Annotated in this window: 19 protein-coding genes; 2 read left to right on the top strand and 17 right to left on the bottom strand. The window is 34.5% G+C overall.

Features of this window, described 5'->3' with window-relative positions; translation table 11 throughout:
- Positions 1-3: 3 nt before the first annotated feature.
- Positions 4-2,610 carry a YfhO family protein gene (locus HT586_RS05740; RefSeq protein WP_203546488.1) on the top strand — a complete coding sequence of 869 codons (2,607 nt, stop codon included), beginning with the start codon at positions 4-6 and terminating at the stop codon, positions 2,608-2,610.
- 223 nt (positions 2,611-2,833) lie between these two features.
- Positions 2,834-4,702, top strand: coding sequence for a DUF2079 domain-containing protein (locus tag HT586_RS05735; RefSeq protein ID WP_203546487.1), 1,869 nt, complete (start codon positions 2,834-2,836; stop codon positions 4,700-4,702).
- 127 nt (positions 4,703-4,829) lie between these two features.
- Here HT586_RS05735 and rplS read toward each other — a convergent pair whose 3' ends face one another.
- From rplS to HT586_RS05650, 17 genes are all read right to left on the bottom strand, one after another.
- On the bottom strand, positions 4,830-5,180 hold the full coding sequence (gene rplS / locus HT586_RS05730) for a 50S ribosomal protein L19 (protein WP_096076732.1): 351 nt from the start codon (positions 5,178-5,180) through the stop codon (positions 4,830-4,832).
- A 128-nt stretch (positions 5,181-5,308) separates the two neighbouring features.
- A complete protein-coding gene (gene trmD / locus HT586_RS05725; protein ID WP_096076733.1) occupies positions 5,309-6,034 on the bottom strand; it encodes a tRNA (guanosine(37)-N1)-methyltransferase TrmD in 726 nt (241 codons plus the stop codon).
- Positions 6,031-6,531, bottom strand: a complete 501-nt coding sequence (gene rimM, locus HT586_RS05720; protein WP_096076734.1) for a ribosome maturation factor RimM — start codon at positions 6,529-6,531, stop codon at positions 6,031-6,033. Before rimM ends, trmD begins: the two co-directional genes overlap by 4 nt.
- Before the next feature lie 52 nt (positions 6,532-6,583).
- Entirely contained in the window at positions 6,584-6,811 is a 228-nt protein-coding gene (locus HT586_RS05715) for a KH domain-containing protein (protein ID WP_096076735.1), read from the bottom strand.
- Positions 6,812-6,816: 5 nt separating this feature from the next.
- A complete protein-coding gene (gene rpsP, locus HT586_RS05710) occupies positions 6,817-7,092 on the bottom strand; it encodes a 30S ribosomal protein S16 (RefSeq protein WP_096076736.1) in 276 nt (91 codons plus the stop codon).
- Between the two features lie 90 nt (positions 7,093-7,182).
- Positions 7,183-8,232 carry an LLM class flavin-dependent oxidoreductase gene (locus HT586_RS05705; protein WP_203546486.1) on the bottom strand — a complete coding sequence of 350 codons (1,050 nt, stop codon included), beginning with the start codon at positions 8,230-8,232 and terminating at the stop codon, positions 7,183-7,185.
- A 156-nt stretch (positions 8,233-8,388) separates the two neighbouring features.
- Complete coding sequence (gene ffh / locus HT586_RS05700) at positions 8,389-9,741, bottom strand: signal recognition particle protein (RefSeq protein WP_203546485.1); 1,353 nt, start codon at positions 9,739-9,741, stop codon at positions 8,389-8,391.
- A 12-nt stretch (positions 9,742-9,753) separates the two neighbouring features.
- A complete protein-coding gene (locus HT586_RS05695) occupies positions 9,754-10,095 on the bottom strand; it encodes a putative DNA-binding protein (protein ID WP_096076739.1) in 342 nt (113 codons plus the stop codon).
- A complete protein-coding gene (gene ftsY / locus HT586_RS05690) occupies positions 10,088-11,353 on the bottom strand; it encodes a signal recognition particle-docking protein FtsY (protein ID WP_133354032.1) in 1,266 nt (421 codons plus the stop codon). The genes HT586_RS05695 and ftsY overlap by 8 nt, the downstream gene beginning before the upstream one ends.
- Positions 11,353-14,940, bottom strand: a complete 3,588-nt coding sequence (smc, locus tag HT586_RS05685; RefSeq protein WP_203546484.1) for a chromosome segregation protein SMC — start codon at positions 14,938-14,940, stop codon at positions 11,353-11,355. The genes ftsY and smc overlap by 1 nt, the downstream gene beginning before the upstream one ends.
- 1 nt (position 14,941) lies before the next feature.
- Complete coding sequence (rnc, locus tag HT586_RS05680; protein WP_133354030.1) at positions 14,942-15,667, bottom strand: ribonuclease III; 726 nt, start codon at positions 15,665-15,667, stop codon at positions 14,942-14,944.
- 128 nt (positions 15,668-15,795) lie between these two features.
- Entirely contained in the window at positions 15,796-16,029 is a 234-nt protein-coding gene (locus HT586_RS05675) for an acyl carrier protein (protein ID WP_096076743.1), read from the bottom strand.
- A gap of 40 nt (positions 16,030-16,069) precedes the next feature.
- Positions 16,070-16,804, bottom strand: coding sequence for a 3-oxoacyl-[acyl-carrier-protein] reductase (gene fabG, locus HT586_RS05670; RefSeq protein WP_188018473.1), 735 nt, complete (start codon positions 16,802-16,804; stop codon positions 16,070-16,072).
- Entirely contained in the window at positions 16,795-17,706 is a 912-nt protein-coding gene (gene fabD, locus HT586_RS05665) for an ACP S-malonyltransferase (protein WP_203546483.1), read from the bottom strand. The genes fabG and fabD overlap by 10 nt, the downstream gene beginning before the upstream one ends.
- Positions 17,699-18,682 (bottom strand): phosphate acyltransferase PlsX, encoded by a 984-nt coding sequence (gene plsX, locus HT586_RS05660; RefSeq protein ID WP_203546482.1) that lies wholly within the window; start codon positions 18,680-18,682, stop codon positions 17,699-17,701. The genes fabD and plsX overlap by 8 nt, the downstream gene beginning before the upstream one ends.
- Positions 18,675-19,247, bottom strand: a complete 573-nt coding sequence (gene fapR, locus HT586_RS05655; RefSeq protein WP_096076747.1) for a transcription factor FapR — start codon at positions 19,245-19,247, stop codon at positions 18,675-18,677. The genes plsX and fapR overlap by 8 nt, the downstream gene beginning before the upstream one ends.
- A 111-nt stretch (positions 19,248-19,358) precedes the next feature.
- Positions 19,359-20,030, bottom strand: a complete 672-nt coding sequence (locus HT586_RS05650) for a class A sortase (RefSeq protein WP_096076748.1) — start codon at positions 20,028-20,030, stop codon at positions 19,359-19,361.
- Between the last annotated feature and the right edge of the window lie 3 nt (positions 20,031-20,033).

Raw genomic sequence — 20,033 nt, 5'->3', positions numbered from 1 at the left:
ATATTGTCACTCCTTGCTCATAGTTTCGTCCTTTTTCGTTTATTTAAGGATGGCACATTATTTACGGGTAAAGGTGATGGTATCGCACAAATGATTCCATTTCAAATGTATTTGTATGACAAATTCACACATTTGCATTTCTTTTATGATATTGACTTTGGCATAGGCGGAGACTTTTTTAGAAGTCTTGCTTATTACTATTCAACTGCCCCACTTTCATATTTAAATTTCGCAATCGTTTGGCTTAGCAATATCTTCTTACCAATTGATACGACTGACCCTGTTTTCTGGGCAAAGAATCAATTCGTCATTTCTATTATAAAGCTTACGTTTATTATCTTTACGACTTATAAACTTTTACGTTATTTCAATCTTAATCAACTTTCAAGCTGGACTGGTGCATTTATATATGGATGGTCTACAGCATATTTCTTCTTTACGTTTACATGGAGTTTTTTTAGTGATGTGATGCTATGGTTGCCTTTAACTATCTTAGGCTTGGAACGTTTCTTTCACGAAAGAAAGATCGGGTTATTTATTACAGCGATTGCACTCACATTACATTCGAATTTTTACTTTAGCTATTATGAATTTATTTTTGTTTTATTTTATTTTCTCTATCGCGTTATTTACCCAAAAGAGACCGATGTCGTTGATCGTATTCAAAAAGTATTATTATTATCGATAGCCTTAATACTCGGTCTTGGTATAGCAGCTGTAGGTATATTTACTGGAATATCAAGTTATTTGATGAATGATAGAACATTACCACCAATTCAGGTTAAGCCATTCATCGATATGGTAGGTTTTTATAATCTATTCTATGATGGCTATTACGTTGTTATTTGCTTTATCACCGTTCTGGCATTAATGTCATTTAAAATGTATCGACATTATATGTACCGACTGTTTGCAACGATTACGTTAATCTTTATGATTTGTTCATTAAGCCCATTATTCGACAGTTTTTTTAATGGCTTTTCAATCGATCAGCGTCGCTGGATCTATCTACTCGTATTTACATCAGCTGTATTGATTGCCCACTATTTAAATCATTTAAGACAAATTGATTTAAAGACATTTCTGATTTCACTTATTCCGGTATGCATTGTTTATCCGGTATCAATGTATGGTCATGAAAAAGCATTGATGTGGTTATTATTTATTCCAATCATCTGTATCATAATAGGTTTCTATTTATACAGTAAAAATAGAACTACATATCAATTATTACATGCAACCATCATTATTATGAATTTTGTCTTTGTCTATGATTATGTAACGCAGCAAATGGATACATTACATCCTGCAAAAGAACATAATATTGATTTCTTAAACTCTGAAAACTTTAATTCAAAGACCCAGCAAAAAATGATCAATGACATTAAGAAAGACCAATTGCCTGGTGAACGCATTGAATGGCAAACTTCAAGTACCCATAATACACCGATGTATCAAAAATTTAATGGCATTAAATTATATTCATCAATCTTTGATCAGGACATCTTAAAGTTTTATGATAAAGAACTGAATATTACGATGCCGACAGATAGTAACTCTATCTATTATGGCCTTGGAGAACGGGCAAATCTTTATAGTTTATTTAATGTCGATACTACAATCAGAAATACAGAAAGTAGTACATTACCCTATGGTTTCTCAAAGGATAAAACATACGCTGAACCTAATGGTACCAAACAATATATTGTCTATAACAATGAAAATCAACTACCATTTGTCCGCGTTACAAACAATGTGTATAATGCACAGACACTAAACACACCTATCGACCGTGAACATGCGATGTTAAATGGTGTAGTCCTTGATAGAAAGGGCAAAGCATCTAAACAACCTGCTAAAAACTTATTAGATCAATCTCAAATCACTTATAAAGATGCTACATTTGATGGTAATAAATTGATTGTTACTCAGGAAAATGGTGGTCCGAGAATACAATTACCTCAAGAAATCGTCGATCAATATAAAGATCTCTATGTCACTTTATGCATAGAATCAAAAACATTTAAAGATTTTCATTATGTCTGGATCAATGAGATTTATCAATCACGTAAACCTCTTGATGATGACTATCGTCGATTTAATCCAACGATAACATTGAAAGTTAAATCAAGTGCTTTATTAGAATTAAAACTTAAACCTGGTGAATATCGTTACAAACTAAATGGCATCTATGGTGAGGATTATAAAACATTAAAACAAGCAGCAAAACAAAAAAATAATCATCAGTTCACACAAGATAAAGATAAGATGATTATTAAACTTGGTAAGCATCATGGAGGTTACGCGGTTATTCCGGTACCCTATTTAAAAGGGATGAAAGCTGAAGTAGATGGAAAGACAAGTGAAGTTCAGGAAGGTAACTATTTAATGACAGTTGTCCCAATTGAAAAAGGAGCACAGCAAATCATTATTCGCTATACGCCTCCCTATTTTCACTTGATGCAATTTATCTCAATAATATCTATTATTTTAGCTATCCTGTTTACTAAAGCAGTCTATCAACGTAAATTCTTACATCATAAACGAAACAGCATTACTTATAATGAAGAAGATAAACAGTTTGATCATCATTTAACAACTGAGATGTAAGGAGATGAAATAAGTGAATAATGAAGCAAATCAACACGCATTAAATTTTTCTAAGAGCATTATTTCAAATTGGTTCTATTACTTTTTAAGTGCATATACTATGTATGCACTTTTCACTCTTTTTACTATTGATTCCAACAATTTATATTTTCATTTGACACGTCCATATGAGTTCTCAGTGGTTTGTCTTTCAGTTTTAGCCCTTGCAATTGGATGTTATTTTATGAATCGTTTCATACCTATTTCTCCATTTGAATTAACAAGTATATGTTTAAGCGCTTATATGATAAGTGTTTGTTTAAAAGCACCAAGCCCTTTAATCATTGTCGGTTTTCTAGTAATCAGTATCATGATATTTACGAAACTATTATTTGAGAAAAGCACGGTTACGATATTTATCGGTATTTGTTTTATTGTAATCATGATTAAAGGAATATTTTTACATGATGCAAATGGTGAAGCTTTACAAAAGTTCAACTATGTTATCACAGATAAAGATAAAGATTTAAAAAAAGGGTTATTAACCGGACTATATCTATCAAATTTTACGGCTGGTATACTTTATGTATTACAACGCTCTAAAATTTCTGATAAAATAATTCATAACTTACAGATAAAACATATTTTAAAGACGCTTGTTATCGTTATTCTTATTATCATGACAACTTACACATCGATAATCATGATTGGTAAAGAGCTCGTCATGGGTTTTGCAACATATGACAAAGGATTATTTACACAAATGTTTGAAAGTATGCGTCAAGGAAGAGGTCCGATGACTTCGCTTGAAAGAGATCAGTGGATGTCACATTTTCATGTGCATGTCTCACCAATATTTTATTTAATGCTCCCTTTCTATATGCTATGGCCGAAACCTGAAACGCTGGAATTATTACAGGTGCTTGTTACAATGAGCGGTATTGTCCCGCTATACTTAATACTGAAACATTTCCAGTTCAACCGAGTAATACAATCATTGTTTTTATTACTATTTATTGTTACACCAACACTTTCAAGCTCTCATTTATACGGCTTACATGAGAACTGTTTTCTTACACCACTTTTGTTATGGTTAGTACTGGCAAACTTAAAAGGCTGGACATATCGTCTGATTATTATTTTAGGATTCACATTACTCATTAAAGAGGATATTATGATCTATATTATTGCGATTGGATTGTATTTTTCTTTTCAAAAAGAATTCAAAATATCTACGAAACGTACAATCTTTATCGTAATAACTCAAATTTTTATACCAATATGTTACTTTGCAATATGTATGTATTATTTAAATACAATTGGCGATGGTTCAATGACAACGCGTTTCACAAACTTTATGTTACCAGGACAAACGAGTCTAAAGGATGTAATTATCAACATATTCACAAATCCAACCTATTTCCTTAGTGCGCTGTTTACGTTTAATAAAATCAAATACATCATCACCCTGCTATCAATGTATGTATTTTTACCACTAATACAGAAACATTGGATCAATTATATACTACTGCTTCCAATGATGGTCATTAATCTATTAAGTGATTTCCCTTATCAGGCTGACTTCGGCTTTCAGTACCATTATGGAAGTACAGCCTTGTTATTATTTATGACAATGCTTGCAGTAAATATATTACTCAAAAAAAGAGATTCAATCAATGAACAGGATCAAAAACAACAACTAGCCTTAATAATGAAAGGTCATCGCAAAATCATATTATTATTAACGTGCGCATGTATTATGTCAGCGTCGATATTCTTTACACTGATGCATCCATCAACTTACGGTATTAAAGCATATGCTAAACAAAGTACGTATTTTAAAGAAAAAAAGCAAACGTTAAAATCACTGCCACAAAATAAAAAAATATTGGCATATGGCTTTTACACGACGCAGCTTGCTCAAAACAAAAATTTATATGATCTTGATTATCATAATGATAAAAAAATTGATACGAATATTGAGTATGTTGTTGTTCCAAGAACATTATCAAGTGATGGTTCTGCACAGTCTCAGTTAATCGCACAATATATGAATCATGGTTATAAAGAATACCACTTATCTACTCCAGAGATTCTAATATTAAAAAGATAACGAAAAATGCATGAGGCTGTTATGAAGTAAACCCTTAAAGTTGAATCTTTAAATTCAACTTTAAGGGTGTTTATTTTTAATAAAAAAAGCCACTTCATTTCTGAAGTGACTCAAATTGTTGCTTCTATTAACGAATTTCTTTAATACGAGCAGCTTTACCACGAAGGCTACGTAAGTAATAAAGTTTCGCACGACGTACTTTACCACGACGTAATACTTCAATTTTCTCGATTTTAGGTGTGTGTACAGGGAATGTACGCTCAACACCAACACCGTAAGAAATCTTACGAACCGTGAAAGTTTCAGAAATTCCGCCACCGCGACGTTTAATGACAACACCTTCGAAAACCTGGATACGTTCGCGAGATCCCTCAACGATACGTACGTGTACTTTTAAAGTATCTCCAGGACGGAATGATGGTAAGTCTGTACGCAATTGGTCTTTTGTAATTGCATCGATTAATACATTATTTGACATATTATTCTTCTCCTTCTACCTATGTTCTTAAGGCTTTGCTCAGCGGATCATAGTGATTTATGTGTTTTTCACACTTTTATAATTATACTAGGTTACATAATACAAGTCAATATATTATTTATATTATCCTACTTATTATCTTTCAATTGCTTTAATATTTTTAAATCTTGCTCAGTTAAAGGATAAGTTTCTAACAAATCAGGACGACGTTCAAACGTTCTTTTTAAAGATGCTTTATGACGCCAATCTGCAATGCGTTTATGATCGCCGCTCATTAATACGTCTGGCACCTTTAACCCTTGAAATTCTGCCGGTCTTGTATATTGAGGATGCTCCAGTAAACCGCTTGAAAATGAGTCATCTTCATGAGATACTTCATTACCTAATACTTCCGGTATTAGCCGAACAATCGCATCCGTCATTGTTATCGCTGCATATTCTCCACCTGTTAATACAAAGTCTCCTAAAGAAATTTCATCTGTTACAAGTTCTGTACGAATACGCTCATCATATCCTTCATAATGACCACAAATAAATACGAGATGGTCTGCATGTGCTAATTCCTCTGCTTTAGCCTGATCAAATCGTTTTCCTTGGGGACACATTAAAATAACACGTGTTTTATCAGTGGTAGCAAGACTATCCATCGCATTGAAGATTGGTTCTGGTTTTAACACCATCCCTTGTCCCCCACCATATGGATAATCGTCAACTTGATGATGTTTATTATTTGAATAATCTCTAAAGTTAACAGTATTGAATTGAACGATGCCCTTATCTTGTGAACGTTTCATAATAGAATGATTTAATATATCAAACATTTCCGGAAAAAGTGTTAAATAATCAATTCTCACGATAAAAGACCTTCCATCGCTTCTATTGTAATACGTTTATTTTCAATATCAATTTCTTTTACGACATCTTCAATATATGGAATAAGATGCTCTTTTTCTCCACTAATTACCCAAACATCATTTGCACCTGTTTCAAAAATATCTGTCACTTTACCGATTGATACCCCATCATTAAAAACTTCACATCCAATGATATCACTATAATAATATTCATTTTCTTCTAAAGGTAGTGATGAAATATCAACATCCTGATACACATCAAGACCTTTATATTGTTCAACGTCATTAATATTATTAATGCCAACGAACGAGACCATATGAAAGTTCTTATGCACACGATATGACTTAATTGTAAGTTCTACTGTTTCATCTTTAAAAGGAATCAATAATACTTTACCGGGCTGAAACCGTTCTTCAGCAAAATCAGATGCTGATAATATTTTAACCTCACCTTTAACACCATGCATATTTACAATCTTTCCAACAATTACATTCATTATGATTACCTCCACTCATCCTCATAAAAAAAGAGTACCAAAAATGGCACTCTTAATCAATTTCTACAAACACTTTCTTACTTGACTCGTTATTAGACCCTGAAACGACCGTTCGAATCGCTTTCGCAATACGTCCATGTTTACCTATTACTTTTCCAACATCATCTGAATGTAGTATTAAATGATAGGTAATACTCGTTGCATGTTCTTCTTTTTCAATCTTAATATCTTGCGGATGATCGACGAGTGGTTCAATAATCGTTTGTAATAATTTTTCCATCGGAATTACTTCGCGATTTTTTGGTTATGGAATTTTTCCATGATACCTTGTCCAGACAAGATATTACGTACTGTATCAGTAGGTTTAGCACCTTCAGCTAACCATTTTAAAGCTAACTCTTCATTAACTTTAATTTCAGCTTCTGGTTTAGCAACCGGATTATATGTTCCGATTGCTTCAATGATACGTCCGTCACGAGGTGAACGAGCGTCTGCTACTACGATACGATAGAATGGGTTTCTTTTAGATCCCATACGAGTTAAACGAATTTTTACTGCCATAATTAAATCTCTCCATTTCATAACTTTCTACAAGAATTAATAATAACAGACTCTTTTCTTCCTGTAAAGTATTTTTTCTTTACAGATTAATTATTTATTTTCAAAATGTGCATCAACAATTGGTTTAACTTTCTTGCCGTAAAGTTTTATCGCATGCATCACTTGCTCATGTGGCATTGATCCCATCGGTAGATGAATCATAAATCGTGATAAACCGAGCGTTTCCATCGTATTAATAATTTTTTGGGCAACGCGCTCTGGGCCACCTACATACAACGATCCGTGTTCAATTTCAGTCATATAATTTTCCATTGTATACGCCCCCCAGCCACGTTCTTTTGCAATAACTGCATGACTCGCGGCCATTGAAGGATAATATGCTTTAAAGGCTTGTTCATCCGTATCTGCAATGTATCCCCATGAATGGTTGGCAATCACCAACTTAGATAGATCATGGCCATGTTCTCTTGCCGCTGCTTTATATATTTCAACATTATAACGAAATCTCGCTGGATTACCACCAATAATCGCATATGTAATAGGCAGCCCTAAAATACCAGCCCTAGCTGATGATTCAGGTGTACCACCAGTGGCCAAATGAATCGGTATCTCTTTTTGGACAGCTCGTGGGTATACACCCAAACCATTTATCGGCGCACGTGTTTTACCTGACCAATTTACGATTTCATTTTTGTTGATATTCATCAGTAAATCCAATTTTTCTTCATATAATAAATTATAATCATTTAAATCGTAACCGAATAATGGAAATGACTCAATAAATGAACCACGGCCAGCCATTATTTCTGCACGGCCATTAGATAAAGCATCTAATGTTGCAAATCTCTGATATACTCTGACGGGATCATCAGAAGAAAGTACAGTAACCGCTGATGAAAGTTTAATATGCCTTGTCTGTGTTGCTGCTGCAGCTAGTACAGTAATAGGATCTGACACTGCGAAATCTTTACGATGGTGTTCACCTAATCCATATATATCTAATCCGACTTCTTCGGCGAGTTTAATTTCTTCTACAATATTTCTCATTCTTTCAGCAGCAGGTATTTTCGGTAAAATGCCTGCTGGTGTATAAATATCACTATTATCTCCAAATGATGTTAAACCTAATTCAACTTTCATCTTTAAACCTTCTCTCCTACGATATAATTAATATACTAAATATAATATTTATATGAATATTTGTCAATTATCGTATATTTCATTAAAAAAACTGTAGACATTAACTTCTAATTGAAGTGGTTGCCTACAGTTATGAAATATAAAATCATTATCTAATTAAAATGGTAAATTCATACCCGCAAATGGATTTTTGCCTTTTTTACCTTTTTTCATTCCGCTAAACTGCTTCATCATTTTCTTCATCTCATCAAACTGTTTAATCAGCTTGTTAACTTCCGATAAACTACGTCCTGAGCCTATAGCAATACGTTTTTTACGACTCACATTGATGATCGCCGGATTTTCACGCTCTTCTTTCGTCATACTTCGAATAATCGCTTGTATATGATCAATTTGCTTTGGATTCATATTCAGCTGATTAACTTGCTTCATCTTATTTGCACCCGGTATCATTTTAAGCAGATCATCTAAAGGTCCAAGTGCTTTCACCTGCTCAAGCTGATCCAGAAAATCATCAAAAGTAAATGATGATGTACGCATCTTTTGTTCTAATTCTTTTGCTTTCGATTCATCAACCTGAGATTGAGCCTTTTCGATTAAACTTAATACATCACCCATACCTAAAATACGTGATGCCATACGTTCAGGATGGAAAGGTTCTAAGCCGTCCATCTTCTCACTCATACCGACAAACTTAATAGGTTTTTGCGTTACGCTACGAATAGATAGCGCCGCACCACCACGTGTATCACCATCAAGTTTAGTTAAAGTAACACCCGTAACATCTAATTGCCCATCAAAGCTTTCAGCAACATTTACTGCATCCTGACCAGTCATTGAATCTACAACGAGCATTATTTCATCAGGTTTCGCTACTTCTTTAACATCTACAAGTTCCTGCATCAGCTTCTCATCAATATGCAGTCGACCTGCAGTATCGATAATCACAAAATCAAGATGTTCCTCTTTTGCATGTTGCAATGCGCGTTCTGTAATTTCAGCAGGAGATACTTGATCACCTAAAGTAAATACAGGTATATCAATTTGCTTACCAACTGTCTGTAACTGCTGAATTGCTGCTGGTCTATAAATATCACATGCAACAAGTAAAGGTTTTTTATTATATTTCTTTCTCATTAATAGTGCAAGTTTACCTGCAGTTGTTGTTTTACCTGCCCCTTGCAAACCCACCATCATAATAACTGTCGGTGGTTTCTTGCTCATATTAATCTGAGTGTTTTCTCCACCCATCAATGTTGTTAATTCATCCTGTACAATCTTAATGACTTGTTGTCCAGGTGTTAAAGAACTCATAACATCTGAACCCAGCGCGCGTTCAGAAACAGTTGCAACGAACTGCTTAACAACTTTAAAGTTAACATCTGCCTCAAGCAATGCTAAACGTACTTCACGCATCATCACTTTTATATCCGCTTCAGTAACTTTACCTTTTCCTTTAATTTTCTGCATTGTAGCCTGGAGTCGATCTGATAATCCTTCAAAAGCCATACAATGACCCCCTTATTCTATTTTCTGTAATGCTTCAATATATTGATTAATCTTATCTTTGTTAATTGTTGCCTTTGCTAACTCTGTTTGAATGCTATTAATTAATTGTTGTCTTTCTTCAAACTTTTCATATAAGCCTAGACGCGTTTCATAATCTTCTAATAATTCGTCAGTACGTCTTATATTATCATAAACAGCCTGACGTGACACATTAAAAGTTTCTGCAATTTCAGATAGTGATTCATCCAGTAAGTAATAACGCTCCAAATAATTGCGCTGTTTATCTGTCAATAATGACTGATAAAAATCAAACAAATAATTCATGCGCATCGTTTTAACTAAATCACTACTCATCTCGAACATCCTTTAAAACTTCTGCTGCTTTGTTTTCTTCTTCTGTAGATTGTTCAATCATATCAGCAAATAATCCGTATACATAACTTTCTGCATCGAATGGCTGCAGGTCATCCAGCTTTTCACCTAGTCCGACAAATTTAACAGGAATGTGTAATTCATTACGTATAGCAAGTACGATACCACCTTTTGCTGTACCATCTAATTTAGTCAATACGATACCTGAAACATCTGTTACTTCTTTAAAAGCTTTCGCTTGAACTAAAGCATTTTGACCGGTCGTTGCATCAAGTGCCAATAATACTTCATGTGGTGCACCTGGTACAGCTTTTGATAATACTTTCTTCACTTTTTCAAGCTCTGTCATTAAGTTCGCTTTGTTTTGCAAACGACCTGCAGTATCACAGATTAAAATGTCTGCACCGCGGTTCTTCGCAGCATTTACTGCATCATACATAACAGCTGCTGGATCTGATCCTTCCTTCTGTTTAATGACTTCGACACCGACACGGTCTCCCCATACTTGTAATTGTTCAATAGCACCGGCACGGAAAGTGTCTCCTGCTGCAAGCATAACTTGCTTACCTTGCGCTTTATAACGGTGCGCGAGTTTACCGATTGTTGTCGTTTTACCAACACCGTTTACCCCAACCATTAAAATAACAGTTAACTCGCCTTCTTGAATATTCATCTTTTGAAGTTCATCGTCTTCCTGCTCGTAAATTTCTACAATTTTTTCAACGATAACTTCACGTAAATCTGCTGTTTCAGTGATATTTTGGCGTTTCGCTTCCATACGTAATGATTCTACAAGTTCCATCACTGTATTAAATCCGACGTCCGCCTGAATTAACATTTCTTCCAATGCCTCGAAGAAATCTTCATCTACAGTACGATACATCGCTAATAAATCATTTAATTTATTCTGGAAGTTTTCACGAGATTTCTCTAAACCTTCTCGGAATTTCGCACCAAGCTGTTGTGATTCCCATTCTTCGAACTCTTCTATAGAGATTAAATCATCATCTTCAAAGTCAAATTCCCAACCATTAGATTGTTTCTTAGGTGCTGACTTTGTTTCATGCTGTGGCTGTTCAAATACATCTACCGGTTTATGATCGTACGTTTTCGTTTGACTCTCGCTTTGGGGATCGATATCCTGTGTTCCAATATCATCTAATGGTTGCAGGTCATCTTGTAAATTTTTCGGTTCCTCTTTTGCGACGAATCTATCTTTAAGTTTCTTAAAAAAACTCATTATTTAGTCAGCTCCTTTAGTTTTTTATCATCTAAATCTTTTAAATTCACGCTAACAAGTTGTGTTATTCCAGAGTTTTGCATCGTAACACCATATAAACGATCACTTTTTTCCATCGTACCTTTTCGATGCGTAATTACGATAAACTGCGTATCATGTGTTAAAGTACTTAGGAAATCAGCAAATCGATTAACATTTGCTTCATCAAGTGCCGCTTCTACTTCATCTAGTATAACAAATGGCGCGCTTTTTGCCTGTAAAATTGAGAATAATAATACAATCGCAGTGAGTGCTCGTTCCCCACCTGATAAAAGACTTAAATTTTGACGACGTTTGCCTGGTGGCTCAACAAATATGTCAATACCCGCAGTCAGTACATCTTCACTTGTAAGTTGTAATAATCCCGTACCTCCACCAAACAACTGTTTGAATATACGTTCAAATGCATGCGATACAGTTTCAAACGTCTTCATAAACCGAACAGAAACTGTCTCATCCATTTCATGAATAATTGATTCTAAATTTGCTTTCGCTTCTAACAAGTCCGCTTCCTGGTTTGTTAAAAATTCATAACGTTCACCGACTGTCTTATATTGCTCAATCGCATTTAAATTAACATTACCTAGTTCTTCGATAGAAATCTTCGTTAAACGTACACGCTTACGTAGATGTTCTAAATCTGTCTGGAAGACATCGTCGACACCAAGTGTTTCCCAAACATATTCTTTTGCTGCTTCAAATGTCATCTGATATTGCTCAAGTAAATGATTAAACAGGTTGTCCAGTAGAACATTTAGTCTCGAATGCTTCCCTTTTAATTCACCTACTCCATTTTCAATACCACTAATCTTACGCAATAATTCATTATATTCTTTATCCATATTGTCAATGGATGAAGCAAGTTCAGATAATTTTTCATCTTCAGTCTGGATAAGCGATTCAATCGTTAATTTTTCTTGAGATAATGTTCTTAATGTTTTTTCTTTAGCAAAAATTTCCTGCTCAACAGCTTCTACATTTTTTTGAGTTGCATCCAGATGCAATGCATCTATTTCAGCTTGTACGTCTTTGATTTGAGCCATACGTTCATTTAATACATCAGTCTGATGTGTAATATTTGTTGTTAATACTGCAAGTTCATGTTTCGTATCATTAATATTATCATTTAATCTTTTTTCAATAGATTTCTTGTCGCTCGCATTATTATTAAAATTTTGAATACGTGCATTTAAATTAACCAGTTCTAATTCGATTGCCTTTATCGTTTCGCGATGCACTTTAATAAGCTGTTGTCTAGAAGCAATGTATTCAGACTCTTTCATTAATGATTCTACTTCTTCATGCATCACTTTTAGTCGGCGTTCTTTTGCAGTTGCTTCTTCTAATGACAATTTCAGTTGATGCACATCATCACGCAATGTTTCGCCATCAATACGCAACTGGTTCACTTTCATTTCTTCAGTTGTTATCGTTTCTGATAATGTATCACCCTGCTTTTTAAGTTGCTCAGTAGATGCTCTAAATTCTGCAAGTTGATTTGTTACAACTTGTAAATCATTTCGTGCTGTTAAAGCTTGCGTCGGTTTATTTTTACTTCCTCCAGACATTGATCCACCCGGATTAACAATATCCCCATCTAATGTCACGATACGATATTTAAACCCTATTGCTTTGGCGATCTCATTAGCATGCTTTAAAGTATCACAAACAAGTACATTTCCTGATACATTATCAATAATTGATTGATATGTTTGCTCTGTGTGAATGAGTTCATTCAGAGTATTAATAAAACCTGGCATATTGTTTACCATTTGACGTACTTCATGTGTAATTGATCTCGGTTTAATCACTGAGAGCGGTAAAAATGTTGCACGTCCATACTTTTTATCGCGTAAAAATTGAATTGCTGCACGTCCCGCCTGTTCATCATCTACGATAATATATTGTAAGCTTGCGCTAAGTGCGCTATCTAACGCATCATTAAATTGTACATCTATTTCAATGACATCTAATACAGTAGTGTGAATACCATTTAATTGTTCTTTATGCTTTAACAACATACGTACGCCTTGATAATACCCTTGATACTCTTCCTGCATTAACGTTAAACGTTCTCTTTTACGCTCTAAATCTTCAATATAACGGCGTGCTTGTGAATATTTCTCACGAACTGTACTATAATCTGCTTTTTTAAATTCAATGTCAGAAAGTTTATGTTTATATGACTGTCGTAATTTATCAAGTGCATTGGTTTTAGAATTAATCGTCTCATTTAAATGCACAATCTTTTGCTGAATCGCTTCAAAGTCTTGTTCCACATTATTATTGATACTTTGTTGTTTCGATTGTTTCTGGTTAAATTGTTCGACTTCTTTTTCAATGAGTTTTATTTCATTCGACAGTGCAGTTTGCTTGCTTAACTTTTCATAATAGCTATCACGTGTTTCATCGATCAACGTTTCGATATCTGAATCTAGTTCTGCTAATTCCTTTTGTTGCGCTTTTAATTGACGATCTAACGCTTTCTTATTCGTCGTTAAAGTTTGGATTTTCGCTTCAATTTCTTCTTTTCTTGCTAATTCCTTCGTTAACTGTTCATTATATTTTTTTAAACGTTCGTTTCGTTGTGCTGAGGATTCATTCTGGTTTGTTAAACGTTCTTTTAAAACGTTCACCTGACCGATATATCGTTCAATTTGTTCAGTAGTTGAGAGGAGCGATTGATTCAGTGTATGAATACTTTCCTGAAGTTCTTTTCTTTCTGATTTATGTTGTGATAACCTCTCATTAATACGATCACTTTTTTCTTTTTTAAACTGAATCAGCCCATTAAATTCATTGATTTCATTTTCATATTTAATAAATTCTTGTCGAGTCGTTTCAATATCAGCAATTGTCACTTGTATATCAGCATCTTTCATTTCTTCAGAAAGTGCTAAATATTCTTCAGCGATACTTGCTTCAATCATTAAAGGTTCAACTCTATCTTTTAAGTCATAGATAATATCATGTACACGCAATAAATTACTATTCGTGTCTTCTAGTTTGGATACTGTTTCTTTTTTGCGTTTTTTATATTTTAAGACACCAGCCGCTTCTTCAATTAATTGTCTGCGTTCTTCTGGTTTTGCGTTTAATACTTGATCGACTTTCCCTTGTGAGATCATACTAAATGCATCTCTGCCAAGTCCGCTATCTAAAAATAATTCCGTTACATCTTTAAGACGACTTTTTTGTTTATTTAATAAATATTCACTATCACCATTGCGATATAATTTACGCGTTACTTCAACAATATCAGCATCAATGTTTAACATGCGCTTTTGATTATCCATTGTAAGTGTTACTTCAGCATAATTTTGAGGCTTTCTGTCCTGTGCACCGGAGAATATTACATCTTCCATCTTGGCACCACGTAAACTCTTTGCTGATTGTTCACCGAGTACCCATTTTATCGCATCCGTTATGTTACTTTTTCCTGAGCCATTCGGACCGACAATTGCTGTTACACCAGAATCGAAATTAACAGTTGTCTTATCTGCAAATGATTTAAATCCATAGGCAGATACTTGTTTCAAATAAACCATATTACGCTCCTGCCATCAGAATTGCTAACGCATCCTGCGCAGCTTTCTGTTCTGATTCTTTCTTCGTTCTTCCACTTCCGATACCTAAACGCTCACCTTTGATACAGACAATAGAAGTAAATGTTTTAAAGTGTGCCGGCCCTTCTTCACTAATCAATTGATATGTCACCTGTACATTTTTCGTCTTATGGATATATTCCTGTAAAAATGTCTTATGATCTAATATGCCTTCAATTAAGTCTTCAGTAATATTCGGAAAAATAAACTGGTTGAAAAACTTTAACGTAGCATCATAACCTAAATCTAAATATAATGCGCCAACGAAAGCCTCAAATACGTCAGCAATTAATGACGGACGGGTTCTGCCCCCAGTTTTTTCTTCTCCTTTACCAAGAAGGATTAATTGATCAAATCCTAATTTTTTCGCAAATGTCACAAGTGAAGGTTCACATACGATTGCTGCACGTAACTTCGTTAATTTACCCTCTGGTAAATGACTGTGCTCTTTGTATAAATATTGTGAGACCATCAATTCTAACACCGCATCACCTAAAAATTCTAAACGCTCGTTATCATTCACTTTATCTAGTTTAAAGTCATTGATGAAACTAGAATGTGAAAATGCCTGCGTATAAATCGTGATGTCTTGAGGTACAATATCCAGCATTTCAAACGTTATGTTAATTTTTTCCTTAAACTTCTCAATAATTGCTAATCTTTTGTTCATTTTTTTCCTCCTTTTCAAGTAATACTCTTTATATTTTACGTTAAAACGATTTATAAAAAAAGCAATATATGAGATTTCTAAAAAAATCCTATAGCACTAAAAATATTAGTGTTATAGGATTTATATGATTAAGCTTCTAAAGATTCGATGTATTTGACTGCATCACCAACTGTGTTGATTTTTTCAGCTTCTTCATCCGGAATTTCCATTCCAAATTGATCTTCTAATTCCATTACTAATTCAGCGATATCTAAAGAATCAGCACCTAAATCATCTTTAAATGAAGCATTTTCAGTAACTTTATCTGCATCAACGCCTAAGCGATCAACGATGATTTCTTTTACTTTGTCGAAGTTTTCCATATGTTTCACCTCCTTAAAATATCCTATATTATTTTACCCCTTAGTTCATAAACATGCCACCATTTACGTGTAATGTCTGACCCGTGATATATTTTGCTTTATTACTAGCAAGGAAGCTCACTGCCTCGGCAATATCATTAACTTCACCAAGTGAACCAAGTGGAATTTGCTGTTTCATACTTTCAACTAAATCTGCACCTAATTTATCTGTCATATCACTTACAATAAAGCCAGGAGCTACAGCATTGACACGTACACCACGACTGGCAAACTCACGTGCAAATGTTTTCGTTAAACCTTCAACACCTGCTTTACTTGCAACATAGTTCGCTTGTCCGGCATTCCCTAACGAACCAACCACACTACTCATATTGATAATGACGCCTGTTCGTTGTTTCAACATTTGACGTGTTACCGATTGCACAACGTTAAATACACCCTTTAAATTAGTAGCGATGACATCGTCAAAATCTTCAGCTTTCATACGCATTGTTAGATTGTCACGCGTTATACCTGCATTATTGACAACGACATCAATCGAACCAAAATTTTCAATTGCAATACGTATCATTTCTTTCACTTCTTCAGCATCACTGACATTCGCTTTTACAGCAATCGCTTTTTGTCCTAATGCTTCAATCTTAGCTACAACCGCTTCTGCACGTTCCTGATTACCTGAATAGTTTACGAGAACATCGAATCCATCTTCAGCAAGTTTAATTGCAGTTGCTTCACCTATTCCTCTTGAACTTCCTGTTACGATTGCTAATGCCATGACTTCACCTCATTGATTTGTTCAAGTGTACCCACTTGTATCGTATTTACATTTCGATCTATCTTACGCACTAATCCAGATAATACTTTTCCTGGACCTACCTCTATAAATGTATCTGCATTTTGAGCTACCAAATATGCTATAGAAGCGGTAAACTCAACTGGAGAATACAATTGTTTTACTAAATTTACTTTTATTTCATCTTTATCCGTCACAGGTAACGCTGTCACATTCTGGATAACTGGAATTGATGCATCACTAAAATCAAATGTATCTAAAAATGCACTAAACTCACTTTCAATAACTTTCATTAAGCTTGAGTGAAATGGACCTGTAACATTTAAAGGAATAACCTTCTTTATTTGATGTGCTGCTTTCGTTTCCACTAATTTATCAATCAATGTCTGATGACCTGCAACTACGATTTGACCTGGGCAATTTAAATTTGCAATATCTAGCTTTTCGCTGACATTTGATAATCTTTGACATGCTTTTTCGATAATGTCTCGGTTAGTCCCCATTATCGCTGCCATCGATCCTACGCCCGGAGGAAATGCTGACTGCATCAATTGACCACGTTTACGTACGATGCGCACAGCATCTATCGGTGAAATGACTTCTGCTGCAACAAGTGCTGCATATTCACCTAAACTATGTCCTATAACATAATCAGCGTTTAACTGCGCAAGTTTCATTGCTGCTATACTATGCATGACAATTGCAGGTTGTGTATTTTCTGTCTCAGCTAATTTTTCTCCACTTTCCATGATTGCAATAATATCCTCATCAAGCACTGCATTTAAGTCATTCAGTAATGACTTACCTGTATCATCATTATAAATATCTATCGCCATACCTGTGTACTGTGAGCCTTGTCCAGGGAACATCAATACTTTACTCATCTGTTCCCACTTCTTTCGCCAATGTTGATACGACATCTTCTTCAACGCCAAGTCGAGCCTGGCGCAGTGCATTGTAAATCGCAACTTTATCACTAGATCCATGAGCCTTTATTACAAGACCATTCACACCAAACAATACAGCTCCACCATACTCAGAATAATCCATCTTACCTTTTAGTTTTGCCAAATCGTTCTTTATAATTGCTGTAGCTAGTTTATTTTTAGTACTGCTTGTTAAAGTTTGTTTTAACATTTTAAAAATATTGTTAGCTGTACCTTCTAGTGTCTTTAATATAATATTTCCAGTAAAACCATCTGTTACGACGATATCTGTCGTACTATTCAATAGCGTTTTAGGCTCAACATTGCCGATAAAATTTATTGAAGTTTCTGCTTTTAATAATGCGAATGTTTCTTTCGTCAATGTATTTCCTTTTTTATCTTCAGTACCAATATTGGCTAATCCAATTGTCGGATTATCTATTTTACGATTTGCTTTCGCATAGATATTTGCCATCTTTGCATATTGTATTAGATGTTCAGGTTTTGCATCAGCATTTGCTCCCATATCAAGTAACATAAAGCCTTTATTATCAATCGTTGGCATAGTCATTGCTAAGGCTGGACGCTCTATACCTTTAATACGGCCGACAATAAATAATCCTGCTGACATTAATGCACCAGTATTACCTGCTGAAACACATGCATCAGCTGTTTTTAACTTAACGGCTTCTGCAGCACGTACCATCGATGCATCTTTCTTTCTGCGTAGTGAACGTACCGGTTCATCGTCCATCGTAATTTGTTCTGAACAAGCAATAAATTTAAAATTATCATGTTTAATCGTGTTATATTCCGGTAAGCCATATCCCTGAATCTCAACATCACTAAACGCTTTTAAGAAAAGTTCAATACCATCTAATACTACTTGAGGAGCATCGTCTCCCCCCATCAAATCAACTGCTATTTTAATCATTTATCTCATCCTCACCTGTATAATACATTTCAAATTGTCCGGTAAATACCGTCGTCTGTTTAACTGTACTTACAACTTCGATTTTAGCACGTTTATTTACTTTCGATATAACTGTAGCTTTCGTAATAACACGATCTCCTAGCTTTACAGGTTTCTTAAAATTAATTTCACTCTTAGCTGTAAGTGCTAATTCATCGTTAATAACAGCTACACATAGTGAATTAGCTTGTGCAAATAAGTAATGTCCACGTGCAATCTTATTTCTATAAAATACGTGTTCGTCTTTTATATCAAGTATAGAGATAGCAGATTTATCAAGTTCCAGATCAATGACTTCACCAATAATTTCATCTAATGGTAATGCACGTACCTCGTCTCGCTGTTTAACTGCTACATCTTTAATACGTTCGCGTAGTTCCGGAATATTTTGTTCTAATCGATCTAATCTGATTGTCTGGATACTCACATTGAGATCACGACTCAAGTCTTCATCGGTCAAAAAAGGATCTTCATTAAGTCGTTTCGTGAGTTCTGACTGACGTTCTTTTTTATTTAATTTTTTCATATATACAAATCCTTTTAGTAGTTGGTCTTAGTACTAGTAAATATAACATAACTGATATTTTAACTGCAACTTTTTATACAAAAAAGACCAGACTTGAATGTCTGGCCTACTTTAAACTGCTTTTTGAGTTTTAGATTTTTGAGGTGCTTTTACTTTTTCACCATTCTCTTCATATAACTTTGCTTTAAAAATCATACGTTCACTAAAAAGCATACGCTGTGGATCATAATTATCACACGTGATTAAAGTAAGTTCCTGTAGTGCGTTTTTCTTTTCATCTAACACACCAACTTGTGTCGGTTTTACGTTAAAGATTTTATAGATGCGATACTTTTTAATTCCATCACGTGACTGCAAAATGACAGTATCTCCTACTTTTGCACGATCTAAGTAATTGAATCGTATCCCTGCACCTTCCACTCTATGGCCAGCGATTGCGACATTTTGTTCAGATAGCTTTTCTCCTTCTTCAACAAGAGACACACCATTCTTCAAATTCTTTTGTGTTGCTGGCCCTTTAAGTAACGGTTCATTAATTTTAGCTGCCGGTACTTTTAAGTATCCTAACATATTTGCCTTTAATTTTAATTTATCAGGTTCAGTCTTCGTAATCCATTTTTCCAATTCATTTATTTTAGGTTTATCTTCATTTTTTTCATATGCAGTAATTATCTTTTCGTTTACAATTTCAGTGTAATACTCCCGGATATTCTGCCAGAAAAACATAACCAATGCAGCTACAATACATACTACACCAATAACTCTCAGTAATATTCTTACCATCAT

Source organism: Macrococcoides bohemicum, assembly GCF_016865215.1.
GTDB classification, from domain to species: Bacteria; Bacillota; Bacilli; order Staphylococcales; family Staphylococcaceae; genus Macrococcoides; species Macrococcoides bohemicum.
Note: the sequence above shows the minus strand (reverse complement) of the source record. Positions and strands in the feature narration are given on the sequence as shown.